Origin of the sequence: Microbacterium karelineae, from assembly GCF_009745985.1 — a bacterium.
In the GTDB taxonomy this organism is placed as follows: Bacteria; Actinomycetota; Actinomycetes; order Actinomycetales; family Microbacteriaceae; genus Microbacterium; species Microbacterium karelineae.
Genome location: NZ_WFIX01000175.1, coordinates 183598 through 197920, shown reverse-complemented (window position 1 = coordinate 197920; position 14323 = coordinate 183598). Strand labels below are relative to the sequence as shown.

Annotated in this window: 15 protein-coding genes; 4 read left to right on the top strand and 11 right to left on the bottom strand. The window is 69.9% G+C overall.

All coding sequences use genetic code 11. The annotated features are described in order from the left end of the window. Window positions 1-25: 25 nt before the first annotated feature. Both GB932_RS04200 and GB932_RS04195 read right to left on the bottom strand, forming a co-directional pair. Window positions 26-1375 carry a GHKL domain-containing protein gene (locus tag GB932_RS04200; protein ID WP_156759443.1) on the bottom strand — a complete coding sequence of 450 codons (1350 nt, stop codon included), beginning with the start codon at window positions 1373-1375 and terminating at the stop codon, window positions 26-28. Beyond that, on the bottom strand, window positions 1372-2121 hold the full coding sequence (locus GB932_RS04195; protein WP_156759442.1) for a LytR/AlgR family response regulator transcription factor: 750 nt from the start codon (window positions 2119-2121) through the stop codon (window positions 1372-1374). Before GB932_RS04195 ends, GB932_RS04200 begins: the two co-directional genes overlap by 4 nt. A gap of 177 nt (window positions 2122-2298) precedes the next feature. On the opposite strand from GB932_RS04195, the gene GB932_RS04190 reads away from it, so the two are divergent. From GB932_RS04190 to GB932_RS04180, 3 genes are read left to right on the top strand one after another with little or no spacing between them, the layout of a single operon-like run. Then, entirely contained in the window at window positions 2299-4764 is a 2466-nt protein-coding gene (locus GB932_RS04190) for a glycoside hydrolase family 3 C-terminal domain-containing protein (protein ID WP_231915997.1), read from the top strand. After that, window positions 4761-5375, top strand: a complete 615-nt coding sequence (locus GB932_RS04185) for a hypothetical protein (protein ID WP_231915996.1) — start codon at window positions 4761-4763, stop codon at window positions 5373-5375. Before GB932_RS04190 ends, GB932_RS04185 begins: the two co-directional genes overlap by 4 nt. A 20-nt stretch (window positions 5376-5395) precedes the next feature. Continuing rightward, window positions 5396-6409 (top strand): glycosyltransferase family 2 protein, encoded by a 1014-nt coding sequence (locus tag GB932_RS04180; RefSeq protein ID WP_156759440.1) that lies wholly within the window; start codon window positions 5396-5398, stop codon window positions 6407-6409. A gap of 12 nt (window positions 6410-6421) precedes the next feature. Here GB932_RS04180 and GB932_RS04175 read toward each other — a convergent pair whose 3' ends face one another. The 3 genes from GB932_RS04175 to GB932_RS19155 are packed head-to-tail and all read right to left on the bottom strand — an operon-like array spanning window position 6422 to window position 8297. Beyond that, on the bottom strand, window positions 6422-7015 hold the full coding sequence (locus GB932_RS04175; protein WP_156759439.1) for an energy-coupling factor transporter transmembrane component T: 594 nt from the start codon (window positions 7013-7015) through the stop codon (window positions 6422-6424). Then, entirely contained in the window at window positions 7012-7704 is a 693-nt protein-coding gene (locus GB932_RS19160; RefSeq protein WP_197517295.1) for an energy-coupling factor ABC transporter ATP-binding protein, read from the bottom strand. Before GB932_RS19160 ends, GB932_RS04175 begins: the two co-directional genes overlap by 4 nt. Beyond that, window positions 7701-8297 carry a biotin transporter BioY gene (locus GB932_RS19155; RefSeq protein ID WP_197517294.1) on the bottom strand — a complete coding sequence of 199 codons (597 nt, stop codon included), beginning with the start codon at window positions 8295-8297 and terminating at the stop codon, window positions 7701-7703. Before GB932_RS19155 ends, GB932_RS19160 begins: the two co-directional genes overlap by 4 nt. A 53-nt stretch (window positions 8298-8350) precedes the next feature. Between GB932_RS19155 and GB932_RS04165 the strand changes: the two genes are divergently transcribed. Further along, a complete protein-coding gene (locus tag GB932_RS04165) occupies window positions 8351-8878 on the top strand; it encodes a TetR family transcriptional regulator (RefSeq protein ID WP_156759437.1) in 528 nt (175 codons plus the stop codon). Window positions 8879-8896: 18 nt separating this feature from the next. Here the strand turns inward: GB932_RS04165 and GB932_RS04160 are convergent, their stop codons facing one another. From GB932_RS04160 to sufB, 6 genes are all read right to left on the bottom strand, one after another. Beyond that, entirely contained in the window at window positions 8897-10045 is a 1149-nt protein-coding gene (locus tag GB932_RS04160; protein ID WP_231915995.1) for a MalY/PatB family protein, read from the bottom strand. 126 nt (window positions 10046-10171) lie between these two features. Next, on the bottom strand, window positions 10172-10501 hold the full coding sequence (locus tag GB932_RS04155; protein ID WP_156759436.1) for a metal-sulfur cluster assembly factor: 330 nt from the start codon (window positions 10499-10501) through the stop codon (window positions 10172-10174). A 10-nt stretch (window positions 10502-10511) separates the two neighbouring features. Then, window positions 10512-11282 carry a Fe-S cluster assembly ATPase SufC gene (sufC, locus tag GB932_RS04150; protein WP_156759435.1) on the bottom strand — a complete coding sequence of 257 codons (771 nt, stop codon included), beginning with the start codon at window positions 11280-11282 and terminating at the stop codon, window positions 10512-10514. A 1-nt stretch (window position 11283) separates the two neighbouring features. Beyond that, window positions 11284-11610, bottom strand: coding sequence for a non-heme iron oxygenase ferredoxin subunit (locus tag GB932_RS04145; protein WP_156759434.1), 327 nt, complete (start codon window positions 11608-11610; stop codon window positions 11284-11286). Continuing rightward, entirely contained in the window at window positions 11607-12824 is a 1218-nt protein-coding gene (sufD, locus tag GB932_RS04140) for a Fe-S cluster assembly protein SufD (protein ID WP_156759433.1), read from the bottom strand. Before sufD ends, GB932_RS04145 begins: the two co-directional genes overlap by 4 nt. A gap of 2 nt (window positions 12825-12826) precedes the next feature. After that, window positions 12827-14245, bottom strand: coding sequence for a Fe-S cluster assembly protein SufB (gene sufB, locus GB932_RS04135; RefSeq protein WP_156759432.1), 1419 nt, complete (start codon window positions 14243-14245; stop codon window positions 12827-12829). Between the last annotated feature and the right edge of the window lie 78 nt (window positions 14246-14323).

The following is a 14323-nucleotide window of genomic DNA, read 5'->3' as shown; positions in this document are numbered from 1 at the left end:
GCGCCTCCGCCCCCGCGTCGTCGTGTCACGCCGGCGCGCCCGTCGCGCCCTCGACCGGGCGCGGGACCAGGATCCGCACCTGGAACCAGTCATCCTCGTGACGGAAGGTGATCGAGCCGTCCAGCTCCTCGACGATCCGGCGCATGCTCTGCGTGCCGTAGCCGTGGCGCTCGCGATCGGCCTTCGTCGTCCGCGGCAGCCCGCGCACGAACTCGACGTCGCCGTCCCAGTAGTTGTCGATGCGGATCATGACGAACCCGCCCTGGGTGAACACCGACACCTTCAGGATCCGCTTGTCGACGTCATCGACCTGCCTGGCCGCCTCGATCGCGTTGTCGATCGCGTTGCCGAAGAGGGCGCTCAGGCGCGGAAGATCGATGAAGGCGACCGCCCGCCCGTCGACGACGTTCGTCATCGAGATGTCCTCCTGCAGACACTTCTCCATCTTGGCGCTCAGGATCACGTCGAGCACGCGACTGCCCGTCTTGATCTCCGACTCGTAGCCGCGCATGCTCGATTCGAGCTCGGTCAGATACTCGGAGCGCCGTTCCGCCGATTCCTCGGCGCGGATCGCCTGCACGTAGTAGCGCAGGTCGTGGTGCATCCGGTTGAGCTCGTCGATGTTCCGCTTCGACTGCAGGTACTGCTCGTGCTGCAGCTGCATCACCAGCTCGGTCTCCGCGAGCTCCATCGCCCGCTGCGTCTCGTTGCGGTGGCCCTGCTGCGTGTACAGCGCCACGAACCCGGCGAGGTCGACGAGGGTGCGGATGTAGAAGATGTCCAGGGGGTTCGAGCCGCTGAACGGCGTGCTCGAGACGGCGAAGCTGAGGTTGCTGACGAGGAACGTGGCGACGGCGATCGCGACCGCCGAGACGAGGGCGGGGCGGCTCACGTTCAGCCGCTCACCCGACGCGAAGTTGCGCCGTTCGATGCGGAAGGCGACGACGAAGCCGACGCCGTAGCAGGCGACGAGCAGCCCGAGCGCCGCGGCGACGGATCCCATCCCCTGTGCGAGGCTCGGCACCTCCGGCATCCAGTGCACCCACAGCTGCCACTCGAACGACGCGACGAGCTCGGCGAGGACGAACGCGCGCACGGTCAGGTACCCGGCATCGCGGGCCGACACATCGCAGGCGAGCGCCACGAATCCGAGCATGGCCGCCATCGACGCGGCCATGCCGAGCATCCACAGTCCGATGGGGAGCAGATCCGCGGCGAGCTGGATCCCGATGAGCGCCGGCAGGGCCGCCGAGACGAGCAGGATCGTCCGCGGTCGCGCGAATCGCCGCCTCATCAGGAGGATGTAGACGAGCGACGCCCCCCACTCGGCCAGGCCCGTGTACCACCGCGGGATGTCCGGCAGGAGCTCGATCATACGAGGCGGGCGCCGATGTGGTTCGCGAGCTCCTCGAGCAGGAGCTTCTTCCGCGACCGGCTGATGCGCACTCTGTCGCCCGTCGTCATGACGCACTCGTCGCCGTCGATCGACACGACGTGCTTGAGGTTCACGAGGAAGCTGCTGTGGGATCGCGAGAATCCGCGCGGGGACAGCAGATCGTCGAACTCCTGCAGGGTCGCGTTGAACGTGAGCAGCTCGTCGACCGTGTGCAGCCGGATCTGGTGGCGGCGGCTCTCGATGCTCACGATGTCGTTGACGTCGACCCGGCGAGGCGACGACCTCGGCCCCACGAGGATCGAGGTCTGCTCCGCGCGGCCCAGCTGCGCGATGCTGCGGTCGAGCTCGCCCGCGACGGCGAACATCGACACGGGCTTGAGCAGGTAGCTCAGCGCCTGCACGGCGTAGCCGCCGACCGCGTACTGAGCCGTCTTCGTGACGAAGATCAGGATCACCGAGGCGTCCACCTCGCGGATCGCCTCGGCGGCGCGCATGCCGTCGATGCCGCCCATCTGGATATCCAGGAAGATCACGTCGAACAGGGGCTGGTACCCCTCGATGATCGCGGCGCCGTCCTCGAACTCGGTCAGTCGGATCGTCACGCCGCTGTCGGTCTCGTACTGACGCAGCATGGTGCGCAGGCGCTCGCGATCGCGGTCATCGTCCTCGACGATCGCGATCGACAGGGTCGAGCGACCGCGCGGCGCCCTCGCTTCAGCAGGCATGCGAATCATGCTAGCGCCGCCTCGCTGTGCGAAGCCGGTCGCACGATGCCGGTCGTGGGCGCGTATCGACGGATCGTGCACGGGCCGCCTCCGCGGCCACGACGCGATGCTGTGATGGTTCGAGCCCACACCGCGTCGGCAGAGCAGTCGGCGGAGCACAACTGCGAGGAGAGCAGCGTGAGATCCACAGCGGCGGAATCGGAGCGGACGGCATTGACGACCCAGGACAGGATCGCGCAGCTGAGCCTGCTCGAGAAGGCGGCCCTCCTCAGCGGCCACGACACGTGGCGCACGCGCGGGATCCCCCGCCTCGGCATCGAACGGCTCTGGCTGTCCGACGGCCCGCACGGCGTGCGCAAGCAGACCGGATCCGCGGACCACCTCGGCCTGAACGGCTCGCAGGAGGCGACCTGCTTCCCGACGGCGGCGGGCATCGCGAACACCTGGGACGAGCCCCTCGCCGAGGAGATCGGCGCAGCGCTCGGCCGCGAGGCGTCGGCGCAGGGCGTCGACGTGCTGCTCGGGCCGGGCCTCAACATCAAGCGCAGCCCGCTCGGCGGGCGCAGCTTCGAGTACTTCTCGGAGGACCCCGAGGTCGCCGGGCGCATGGCCGCGGCGTATGTGCGGGGCATCCAGGCGCAGGGCGTCGCCGCGACGCCCAAGCACTTCGCCGCGAACAGCCAGGAGCTGCGGCGGATGGCGAGCGACTCCGTCGTCGACGAGCGCACGCTCCGCGAGATCTACCTCGCCGCCTTCGAGACGGTCGTCCGGGAGGCGGCGCCCTGGGCGATCATGTCGTCCTACAACCGCATCGACGGCGTCTACGCCCACGAGAACCGCCGCCTCCTGACCGACGTGCTCCGCGAGGAGTGGGGCTTCGACGGCGCCGTCGTGAGCGACTGGGGCGGCGGGAACGACGCCGTCGCCGCCGTCGCCGCGGGCGGGACGCTGGAGATGCCGTCGCCCGGCTTCACGTCGGCCCGCGAGATCGTCGAGGCGGTGCGCGACGGGCGGCTCGATGAGGCCGATCTCGACGCGCGCGTCGCCGAGCTGCTGACACTCGTCGACCGCACGACGGCGCGCGAGACCGCGCGCGTCGACCTCGCCGCGCATCACGCCCTCGCCCGCCGCGCGGCTGCCGCGAGCGCCGTCCTGCTGCGCAACGAGGCGGACGCGCTCCCCCTCGCCCCTGGCACGCGCGTCGCGGTCATCGGCGACTTCGCCGAGAACCCCCGCTACCAGGGCGCCGGCTCCTCGCTCGTGAACCCGACGCGCCTCGCGACGCTCGTCGAAGCCGTCGGCGAGAGCCCGCTCGACCTCGTCGAGTTCGCGCGCGGCTTCCGCCGCGACGGCTCACCCGATCCCGCCCTCCAGTCCGAGGCCGCCGCGGCCGCGCGCCGCGCCGACGTCGCGATCGTCCACCTCGGCCTGCCCGAGACCGCCGAGTCAGAGGGCCTCGACCGCGAGAGCCTCGCACTGCCCCGCAACCAGGCCGACCTGCTGCGATCCGTGCGAGCGACGGCGAAGCGGGTCGTCGTCATCCTCGCCGCGGGCGGCGCCGTCGAGATGCCGTGGGCCGAGGCCCCCGACGCGATCGTGTTCGCCGCGCTGGGCGGACAGGCGGGCGCCGAGGGCCTCGTCGACGTCCTGACGGGCGCCGTGACGCCGTCGGCGAAGCTCGCCGAGACCTTCCCCGTACGCCTCGAGGACACCCCCGCGCACCGGCGCTTCCCGAGCGCCGGGCCGGCGGCCGAGTACCGCGAGGGGCCGTTCATCGGCTACCGCCACTCGGAGACGGCAGGCGCCCCCGTGGCCTTCCCCTTCGGCTTCGGCCTGAGCTACACGACCTTCGCGTACCGCGACCTCGTCGTGAGCCAGGAGGAGGCGACGTTCACGCTCGAGAACACCGGATCCGTCGCCGGCGCGGAGATCGCGCAGGTCTACGTCTCGCGCCTCGACGCCAGCGGGGTCCTGCGCCCCGCGCTCGAACTGCGCGGCTTCCGGAAGGTGGCCCTCGAGCCCGGCGAATCCCGGACCGTGACCGTGCCGCTCGGCGAGCGCGCCCTCCGCCATTACGACGTCGAGACGGCGTCGTGGCAGGTCGAGAGCGGCGCCTACGAGGTCCGCATCGGCGCGAGCGTGCGCGATATCCGACTCTCGGGCCGCATCGATGTGGCCGGCACGATCGAGGCGGGAACGCCCGATCCGGCGCTCGCCGCCTATGCGGCGGCGGACGTCGTCGACGTCTCCGACGACGCGTTCCGCGCGCTCCTCGGCCGCGAGATCCCCGCGCATGAGGAGACCGCCGAGATCCGCGCGAACGATCCGCTGCTGCGTCTCGAGCACGCGCCGAGCGCGGTCGGACGCTTCGCGTTCCGGGCGCTCGACCGGCGGCGCCGCGCGCTCGAGCGGCGCGGCACGCCCGACCTCAACACGCTGTTCCTGCTGAACATGCCGTTCCGTGCGATCTCGAAGATGTCCGGCGGCTTCGCGTCCCCGGCGCTCGTCGACGGCGTGCTCACGATCATCAACGGCCGCGCCCTGCGCGGCCTCGGACAGGTTCTCGCCGCCTTCCTGCGCGGGCGCCGATCCGAACGAGCTGGGCACCGGCGTCTCCGGTCCCTGAGCGGAGGAGAGTCTTGATCTCGCGCACACGCACCTGGTGGGCCGGATTCCAGGTGAAGCACCCTGAGCTGTCGAAGTTCGCCATGTTCCTTCTGCTCTCGAACGGCGTCACGCTGCTCCAGTTCGTCCTCATGCCGGCGTTCCGCTGGGGCTTCGAGACCTACACGGATCTGATGAACGTGAGCTTCCAGGTCCTTCCGGTCGGCGAAGCGGTCGACGGCGGACAGTACTACATGTTCGACTACGGGCAGGGTGCCCTCCCCGAGGGCGGCGGCGGCCTCGCCTACTTCCTCGCCGTGCAGATCACGATCCTCATCGCGCAGGTGATCAACTTCTTCGCCCAGCGGAGCATCACCTTCAAATCGAACACCTCGATCTGGTGGGCGGCGCTGTGGTACACGATCGCCTACATCGTGATCACCTTCATCGCGGCCGCGGCGCAGGGCTTCTACAAGGCGCCGATCTACGAGCTGCTCATCACCGGGTGGGGCTGGGGCGCTACGGGCGAGACGGTCGCCGACGTCGCGACGATGATCATCAACGCGGCGATCTCGTTCTGGGTCTTCTACCCGATCTTCAAGCTGATCTTCCGCCAGGTTCCCGCCGAGTCGGAGGCGGTCTCGGCGTGAGTCCGAGGCAGAATCAGACTGTGACTCCCCTCCTCTCGGTCGTCGTGCCGGCATACGACGCGGCCTCCTACCTCGACCGCGCCTGCGGCCCGCTCGAGAGGTTCGAGGAGGGCATCGAGGTCATCATCGTCGACGACGGATCCTCCGACGCGACGGGCGCGATCGCCGACGGGTACGCCGCGCGACGGCCGGACCTGTTCCGCGTGATCCACCAGGACAACCGCGGGCACGGCGGCGCGATCAGCGCGGGCCTCGCCGTCGCATCGGGCACCTATGTGAAGGTGCTCGACAGCGACGACTGGCTCGACTCGGACGCGCTCGTCACCCTCCTCGCGACCCTCGCGCGTCTCGAGCGCGACGGCGGCGTCGACGCGGTCGTGACGAACTACGTGCACGAGCGGGTCGGGCGGCGCGCCCGCACGACCCGCTACTCGTCGATCATGCCCGTGGGGCGCGTCTTCGACTGGGACGACGTCGGCCGGTTCAGCGCGCGCCAGTACCTGATGATGCACGCGCTCGTCTACCGCACGAGCCTCGTGCGTGCGTCGGGCCTCGCCCTGCCTGAGCACACCTTCTACGTCGACAACCTGTTCGTCGTCACGCCGCTGTCGCACTCGCGCACGCTCTTCTATCTCGACGTCGACCTCTACCGCTACTTCATCGGGCGCGACGACCAGTCGGTCAACGACGCCGTCATGGTGCGGCGCGTCGACCAGCAGCTGCGCGTGAACCGCCTCGTGCTCGACGCTCTCCCCGCGCCGGGCACGGTGCCCGCCGGACTGCACGCCTATCTGCTCCACCACGTCGAGGTGCTGTGCGCCATCACCTCGGTGATGCTCGTCCGCGCAGGGACCCCGGAGCACCTCGCGACCCGCGAGGCGTTCTGGCGCGAGATCAAGCGTGAGAGCCCCTGGGTCTACACCCGCCTGCGCCGCGGCGTCATCGGCACGAGCAGCTACCTCCCTGGCTCGACGGGGCGGCAGATGTCGTTGCTCGCCTACCGGTTCGCCCGGCGCGTCGTCGGCTTCAGCTGATCCGTCGCCGGCTCAGAGCACGCCGCGCGCCGTGAGTGCGTCGCCCATGTCGTCGCCGTGCCGCAGCGCGAGGACAAGCAGCGTGACGATCGCGCGGGGTCCGAGCCGCACGCCTCGCGCACGCTGTGCGTCGCGGACCTGCGCGGCGAGCGAGGCGACGACGGGGATCACCGCGATCGTCAGCGAGAGCGTGAACGCCGCCCGCCACGGATCCACGCCGATGCGGCGCAGGGGCGACAGCGCGCGCCTCAGCACCTCGATCATGTCCCCCGTCGGCGTCGTCATGGTGACGATCGCGGCGAGGAGAAGGATCGCGACGATGCGCACCGTCCCGATCAGCGCCGCCTCGGGGCCGAGGAAGATGATCTGCGTCAACGCGAGGAGGACGATGATCCACTTCGTCGCCCACAGCTGACGCAGCCACCCGCCCAGACCGAGCCCGGCGAGGAGGAAGAGCCCGAGGGTCGCCGCGAGCGTCGCGAGCGCCGTCAGGGGCGTGTGGGGGAAGAGCGACACCGCGAGGGCGAGCACCGCGAGCCCCGCGAGCTTCGCCGCGGCCGGGGTGAGATGCAGCGGACTGCGGCCAGGACGGTGCAGCGGGATCATGCGAACTCCGCGCGATACCGCTCGATGACGTCGCGCGGCTCTCCGATCTCGTCGAGCCGTCCGTCGGCGAAGCGCAGGGCGATGTCGCACCGCGCCGCGAGGTCGAGGTCGTGTGTGACGACGATCGTCTGGGCGGGGCGGTCGGCGGCGGCGTCTCCGTCGATGAGCAGGTCGGCCATGCGGCGCGCGTTGCCGAGGTCGAGCAGGGTCGTCGGCTCGTCGGCGACGAGCACCCGCGGCGCGCGCACGAGGACGGCGGCGAGGGCGAGCAGCTGCTTCTGCCCGCCCGACAGGCTGTAGGCGGGCTGATCCGCGTGCCCGTCGAGGCCGAAGCGCTCGAGCGCCGCACGCGCCCGGTCGTCGATCTCCCCGCGGGGCACCCCTGCCGCGCGGAGCGACAGGGCGAGGTCCTCGACGGGCGTCGGCATGAGGATCTGCGCATCGGGGTTCGTGAACAGGAACCCGACGACCTCACGCGCCCGACGGGCCTCGCGCGCGACGTCGGTCCCCTCGACCTCGATCGTGCCCTCGCTCGGCGTCACGAGCCCGTTGAGGGTGCGCGCGAACGTCGACTTGCCGGATCCGTTCGCCCCGATGACCGCGATGCGCGGCTGCTCGAGGGCGACCGTGACGTCGGAGAGGATCCGAACGCCGTCGACCTCGACGCCGAGACCCGTGGCGCGGATCACGAGGCGCGGGGCGTCGCGCGGGCGCGCCGCACGGAGGCCGGGAACGCCGGCGGGTAGGCGCGGTACAGCAGCATCGTGAGAACCATGGTCAGCACGGCCTTGATCAGGTCGCCCGGTAGGAACACGAGCGACGTGAGGACGGTCTCGCCGAACGTCGTGCCGATCACGGCCGCCTGCACGGGGATCCCGAACGCGTACACGACGACGATGCCGCCGACGACGGAGGCGATCGCGACGCGCCACCACGTGAGGCGACGTGCGCCCGCGTGGGCGAGGAATCCGACGGCGGCGGCGCCGAAGATCCAGCCGATCGCATAGCCGGCGGTCGGGCCGACGAAGATGCCGAGGCCGCCGCGCCCGCCCGCGAGCACGGGGAGGCCGACCGCGACGAGGAGCAGCACCACCAGGACCGCAGCCGCGCCGCGCTGCCATCCGAGGACCGCGCCCGCGAGCATGACCCCGAGCGTCTGCGCCGTGATCGGCACGAGGCCGGGCATCGGGATCGGACCCATCAGACCGAGCACGATGATGATTCCGGCGAAGACCGCGATGCGCGCGATGTCGCGCGCCTCCCAGCGTGATGTGTCGGCCATGTGAACCTTTCCTGAACGGTGTTCATCGAACGCCGTTCAGTATAGTCATGAGCATGCGCGGCCACGGACACGACCTCACGAGCATCGTCGACACCGCGCTCGGTCTGCTCGACGAGTTCGGGCTGCCCGATCTCACGATGCGCCGCCTCGCGGCGGCGCTCGACGTGCGCCCGAGCGCCCTGTACTGGCACGTCGAGAACAAGCAGTCGCTGCTCGCGGCCATCGCCGACCGGATCGTCGGAGAGGCCGGCCCCGCGACCGGCGTCGCCGAGACGGCGCGCGCGATCCGCCGTGCGATCCTCTCCCATCGCGACGGCGCCGAGGTCGTCATCGGCACGAGGGCGCTCGCGCTCGGATCCGACCCCGCGCACGCGCTGCTGCGCGACGCCCTCGCCCGCACAGGATCCGCGGATCCGTCGCGTGACGCCTCCGTGCTCGAGCAGTTCCTGCTCGGCCATGCCTCGCTCGTGCAGCAGCGCATCCAGGCGGCGGCGATCGGCGCCTACGACGCCGACCCGCGCGACGTCGACGAGCGCGCGCTCGCCGACTTCGACGCGGGCATCCGCGCGCTCACCCCCTGACGGGGGCCGACGGACCCCTCAGACGAGCCGGCCGATGCGCTCGACGGCCTCCGTGAGGATCTCGGGGCCGGTGCCGTAGTTGATGCGCGCGAATCCCGCGCCCGCCAGGCCGAACGAGAGGCCGGGGACGAGCGCGACGCGCGCCTCGTCGAGGATCCGCTGCGCGGGCGCGTCGCCCCAGCCGAGCGCGTTCATGTCCACCCACGCGAGGAAGCCCGCGTCGCCCGGCTGATACGCCGCGCCCGGGACGTGCTCGGCGAGCAGGTCGACGAGGAGCGTCTGGTTCGCGGCGAGGCGCGCGACGAGCGCGTCGAGCCAGTCATCCCCCTCCTCGAACGCCGCGATCCCCGCCTGGATGCCGAACAGGCCCGTGCGCCACTCGACCTCCATCGGGATGCCCTGCACGATCGTCGTCATGCGGTCCGACGCGGTCGCCATGTGCGCGCACTTGAGGCCCGCGAGGTTGAAGGCCTTGCTCGCGCTCTGCACCGACACGCCGACCTGCTCGGCCTCGGGCGCCGCCTGGAGGAACGGCGTGAACGTCGCGCCCGGCATCGCGAGGGGCGCGTGGATCTCGTCGCTGATGACGATCGCCCCGCGGCGCTCCGCGATGCGGGCGAGCTCGGCGAGCGTCTCCCGCGAATGCGCCGTCCCCGTCGGGTTGTGCGGATTGCACAGCAGGATCGCGACGGCGCCGTCGGCGAACGCCCGATCGATGCCATCGAGGTCGAGGGACCATCCCGCGTCGCCCCGCACGAGCGGCACGTCGACCGCCTGCGTGCGCGACTCCTCGTGCACATCGAAGAACGGCGGGTAGACGGGCGAGGTGATGACCACCTTCTCGCCCGGCTGTGCGACCGCCCGGATCAGCTCCGCGACGGCCATCATCACATCGCACGTCGTCCGCACACGCGCCGGATCCACCTGCCAGCCCCAGCGCCGCGCGGCGAACGTCGTGAACGCCTCGGGATACCGCGTCTTGGGCGGCACGTATCCCGTGTCGCCGATGCGGAGCGCCTCCGCGAGCGCCCGCTCGATCGGCTCGGCGAGCGCGAAGTCCGTCTCAGCGACGAACAGCGGCAGCACGTCATGCGGGTGCGTGGCCCACTTCGTGCTCGAACGCCGGCGCAGGGTCTCCAGGGGCAGGGCATCGAGAGGAGTCGTCACGGATCCGAGCCTATCCCCCGATGCCCCGGCGCGGCCCGCGCGCGCAACACCGCGAAACGGCCCGCAGAATCCTCTGCGGGCCGTCTCGGCGGGATGGGTCAGATCGCACAGTGCCGACGTCGCGATCTAGATCGCGAAGCCGAGGGCGCGCATCTGGTCGCGGCCGTCGTCCGTGATCCTTTCGGGGCCCCACGGCGGCATCCACACCCAGTTGATGCGGAACCGCTCCACGACGCCGTCGAGCGCCTGGGCCGTCTGCTCCTCGAGCACATCGGTGAGCGGGCAGCCCGCGCTCGTGAGGGTCATATGGACGATGAGGGCGTCGTTCTCGTCGTCCCATGCGAGGTCGTAGATCAGCCCGAGGTCGACGACATTGACCCCGAGTTCGGGATCCATGACGTCCTTGAGCGCCTCGGTGACCTCGTCGAACTTCTCGGAGGTGAGCGTGGCAGTCATATCGGCGATTCTACGCCTCGATCGGGGCGTCTTCGGGCAGGTAGCCCGCGTAGCCCTCGCTCTCGAGGCGATCGGCGAGCTCGGGCCCGCCCTCTTCGACGACCTGGCCCGCGACCATGACGTGGACGAAGTCGGGCTTGATGTAGCGCAGGATGCGCGTGTAGTGCGTGATGAGCAGCGTGCCGAGACCCGTCGCGTCCTTGGCGCGGTTGACGCCCTCGGAGACGACCTTGAGCGCGTCGACGTCGAGGCCGGAGTCGGTCTCGTCGAGGATCGCGATCTGCGGCTTGAGCAGCTCGAGCTGGAGGATCTCGTGGCGCTTCTTCTCTCCGCCCGAGAAGCCCTCGTTGACGTTGCGCTGCGCGAACTTCGGGTCCATCCGGAGGTTCTTCATGCCCTCCTTGACGTCCTTCGTCCAGTGGCGGATCGAGGGCGCCTCGCCGTCGATCGCCGTCTTGGCGGTGCGGAGGAAGTTCGTCACCGTCACGCCGGGGATCTCGACGGGGTACTGCATCGCGAGGAACAGCCCGGCGCGGGCGCGCTCGTCGACCGCCATCTCCAGGACGTCCTCGCCATCGAGCGTGATGGATCCGCTCGTGACGGAGTACTTCGGGTGACCGGCGATCGTCGACGCGAGGGTCGACTTGCCCGACCCGTTCGGGCCCATGATCGCGTGGGTCTCGCCGCTGCGGATCGTGAGGTTCACCCCGTTGAGGATGGGGATGATGCCCTCATCCGTCTCGACCGTGACGTGCAGGTCGCGGATCTCGAGAACAGCCATGTCAGTTTTCCTTCTTCACGTTGATGTCGATGAGCACGTCGTCGCCGTCGATCTGGACGGCGTAGACCGGAACGGGCTCGTAAGCGGGGAGGTTCAGGGGCTTGCCTGTGCGCAGCGAGAACGCGGATCCGTGCGCCCAGCACTCGAGCGTGTCGCCCTCGACGAAGCCCTCGGACAGAGAGATGTCGCCGTGCGTGCAGGTGTCGCCGATCGCGTGGACCTCGTCGTTGCTGTCGCGGACGACGGAGATCGGGGTTCCGTCGACCTCGACGCGCAGGGCCTCGTCCTGTTCGAGCTCGCTGAACGAGCACACGCGCGTGGCGCTCACGCCGCGACTCCCTCGGCGATCTCGCGCTCGATGTCGGCGATGAGCGTCGCCTGCAGATCGGGCACCTGGATCCGCTGCGGGATCTCGGCGAGGAAGCCGAGCACGATGAGGTGCCGCGCCTCCTCCTCGGAGATGCCTCGCGCCTGCAGATAGAACAGCTGCTCGTCGTCGAAGCGACCGGTCGCCGACGCGTGCCCGGCCCCCTTGATGTCGCCCGTCTTGATCTCGAGGTTCGGGATCGAGTCGGCGCGCGCGCCGTTCGTGAGGATCAGGTTGCGGTTCGCCTCATACGAGTCGGTGCCCGTCGCGTCGGGGCCGATGAGCACGTCGCCGATCCAGACGCTGCGGGCGGTCGCCCCCTGCAGCGCGCTCTTGTACAGCACATCGCCCGTCGTCGCCTCGCCCTTGTGGAAGAGGTAGACCTGGCTCTCGAAGTGCTGGCCGGCGTCGCTGTACGACAGGCCGAACATCTCGCCGTTGGAACCCTGCCCTGACAGCTCGAGGTTCGGGTTCACGCGCACGACGCCGCCGCCGAAGGTGATCACGAAGTGCGTGAGCGACGCGTCACGGTCGACGCGCGCCTGGTGCGATGACGCATGGATCGCGTCGTCGCCCCACTTCTGCACGGAGATGACGGTGAGGTTCGAACCGTCGCGCGCGATGATCTCGACGTTCTGCGCGTACTGGGCGGTGCCGGCGTGCTGCAGCACGACGGTCGCCTTCGACATGGGCTCGGCCTCGATCACGAGGTGGCCGTCGGCGCGCAGCTCGGCGCCCTGGCCGGTGATGTCGAGCACGATCGGCTCGGACACCTCGACCTCGCGGGGGATGCGGATGTGGAGCGCCTCCGCGGATCCCTGCCACGCGACAGCCGACGTGAGGTCTTCGGGGACGAAGAACTCGCCGCGCGGGGCCTGCCCGATCGGGAGCCCCGCGGCCTGGAACTCGCCACCCGACGCGAACGAATAGCTCACGCCGTCGTTCACCGTCGCCGGCTCGAACAGGGGTGCGATGCGGGCGATCGGCGTGTGCTTCCAGTTGACCTCGCGCCCCGTCGGGGTGCCGAAGTCGGCGGGCTCGAACGAGCGCGGGCGCTCCGAGCGGGTCTGGACGGGGATCGTGACCGCGTCCTGCGGCTCGACGAGCGCGCGGGCCGGGTCCATGTGGCCGTGCTGATCCTGCGCCACCTCGGGCGCCGTGGTGCCAGTCGTCATCCTCAGCCGACCGATCCTTCCATGCCCATCTCGATGAGCTTGTTGAGTTCCAGCGCGTATTCCATCGGCAGCTCGCGCGCGATCGGCTCGATGAAGCCGCGCACGATCATCGACATGGCCTCGGTCTCCTCGAGCCCGCGGCTCATGAGGTAGAACAGCTGCTCCTCGCTGACCTTCGACACCGTCGCCTCGTGGCCGAGGACGACGTCGTCGACGCGGATGTCGATAGACGGGTAGGTGTCGGAGCGCGACTGCGTGTCGACGAGCAGGGCGTCGCAGACGACCGAGTTGGCCGAGTGGTGCGCCTTCTCGTCGACCCGGACTTCGCCGCGGTAACCGGCACGGCCGCCGCCGCGGGCGATCGACTTCGAGACGATCGACGACTGCGTGTACGGCGCCATGTGGATCATCTTCGCGCCGGCGTCCTGGTGCTGGCCGGGGCCTGCGAAGGCGACCGAGAGCGTCTCGCCCTTGGCGTGCTCGCCCATGAGGAAGATCGACGGGTACTTCATCGTGACCTTCGAGCCGATGTTGCCGTCGACCCACTCCATCGTCGCGCCCGCCTCCGCGACGGCGCGCTTCGTGACGAGGTTGTAGACGTTGTTCGACCAGTTCTGGATCGTCGTGTAGCGCACGCGGGCGTTCTTCTTCACGATGATCTCGACGACGGCCGAGTGCAGCGAGTCGCTCTTGTAGATCGGCGCCGTGCAGCCCTCGATGTAGTGCACGTAGCTGCCCTCGTCGGCGATGATCAGCGTGCGCTCGAACTGACCCATGTTCTCCGTGTTGATGCGGAAGTAGGCCTGGAGGGGGATCTCGACGTGCACGCCCTTGGGGACGTACACGAACGACCCGCCCGACCAGACGGCCGTGTTGAGCGCCGCGAACTTGTTGTCGCCGGCGGGGATGACGGTGCCGAAGTACTCCTCGAAGAACTCGGGGTGCTCGCGCAGCGCCGTATCGGTGTCCATGAAGATGACGCCCTGCTGCTCCAGGTCCTCGCGGATCTGGTGGTACACGACCTCGGACTCGTACTGCGCGGCGACGCCGGCGACGAGACGCTCGCGCTCGGCCTGCGGGATGCCGAGGCGCTCGTACGTGTTCTTGATGTCGTCGGGCAGGTCCTCCCACGACTCGGCCTGCTTCTCCGTCGTGCGGACGAAGTACTTGATGTTGTCGAAGTCGATCTCGCTGAGGTCGGCGCCCCACGTCGGCATCGGCTTCTTGTCGAACAGCTTCAGCGCCTTGAGCCGATTCTTGAGCATCCACTCGGGCTCGCTCTTCAGCGCCGAGATGTCGCGCACGACGGCGTCGCTCAGGCCGCGCTGGGCGCTGGCTCCGGCGGCATCGGAATCGTGCCAGCCGAACTCGTACACCCCCAGCCCTTCGAGTTCTGGGCGGTCGATCAGCACATCAGACATGTCGGCTCACACTCTCCTCACGGGTCTCGAACAGTGTCAGCTGCTCCACCGCGTCGGAGTGGACGCGGTGTGGTCGGA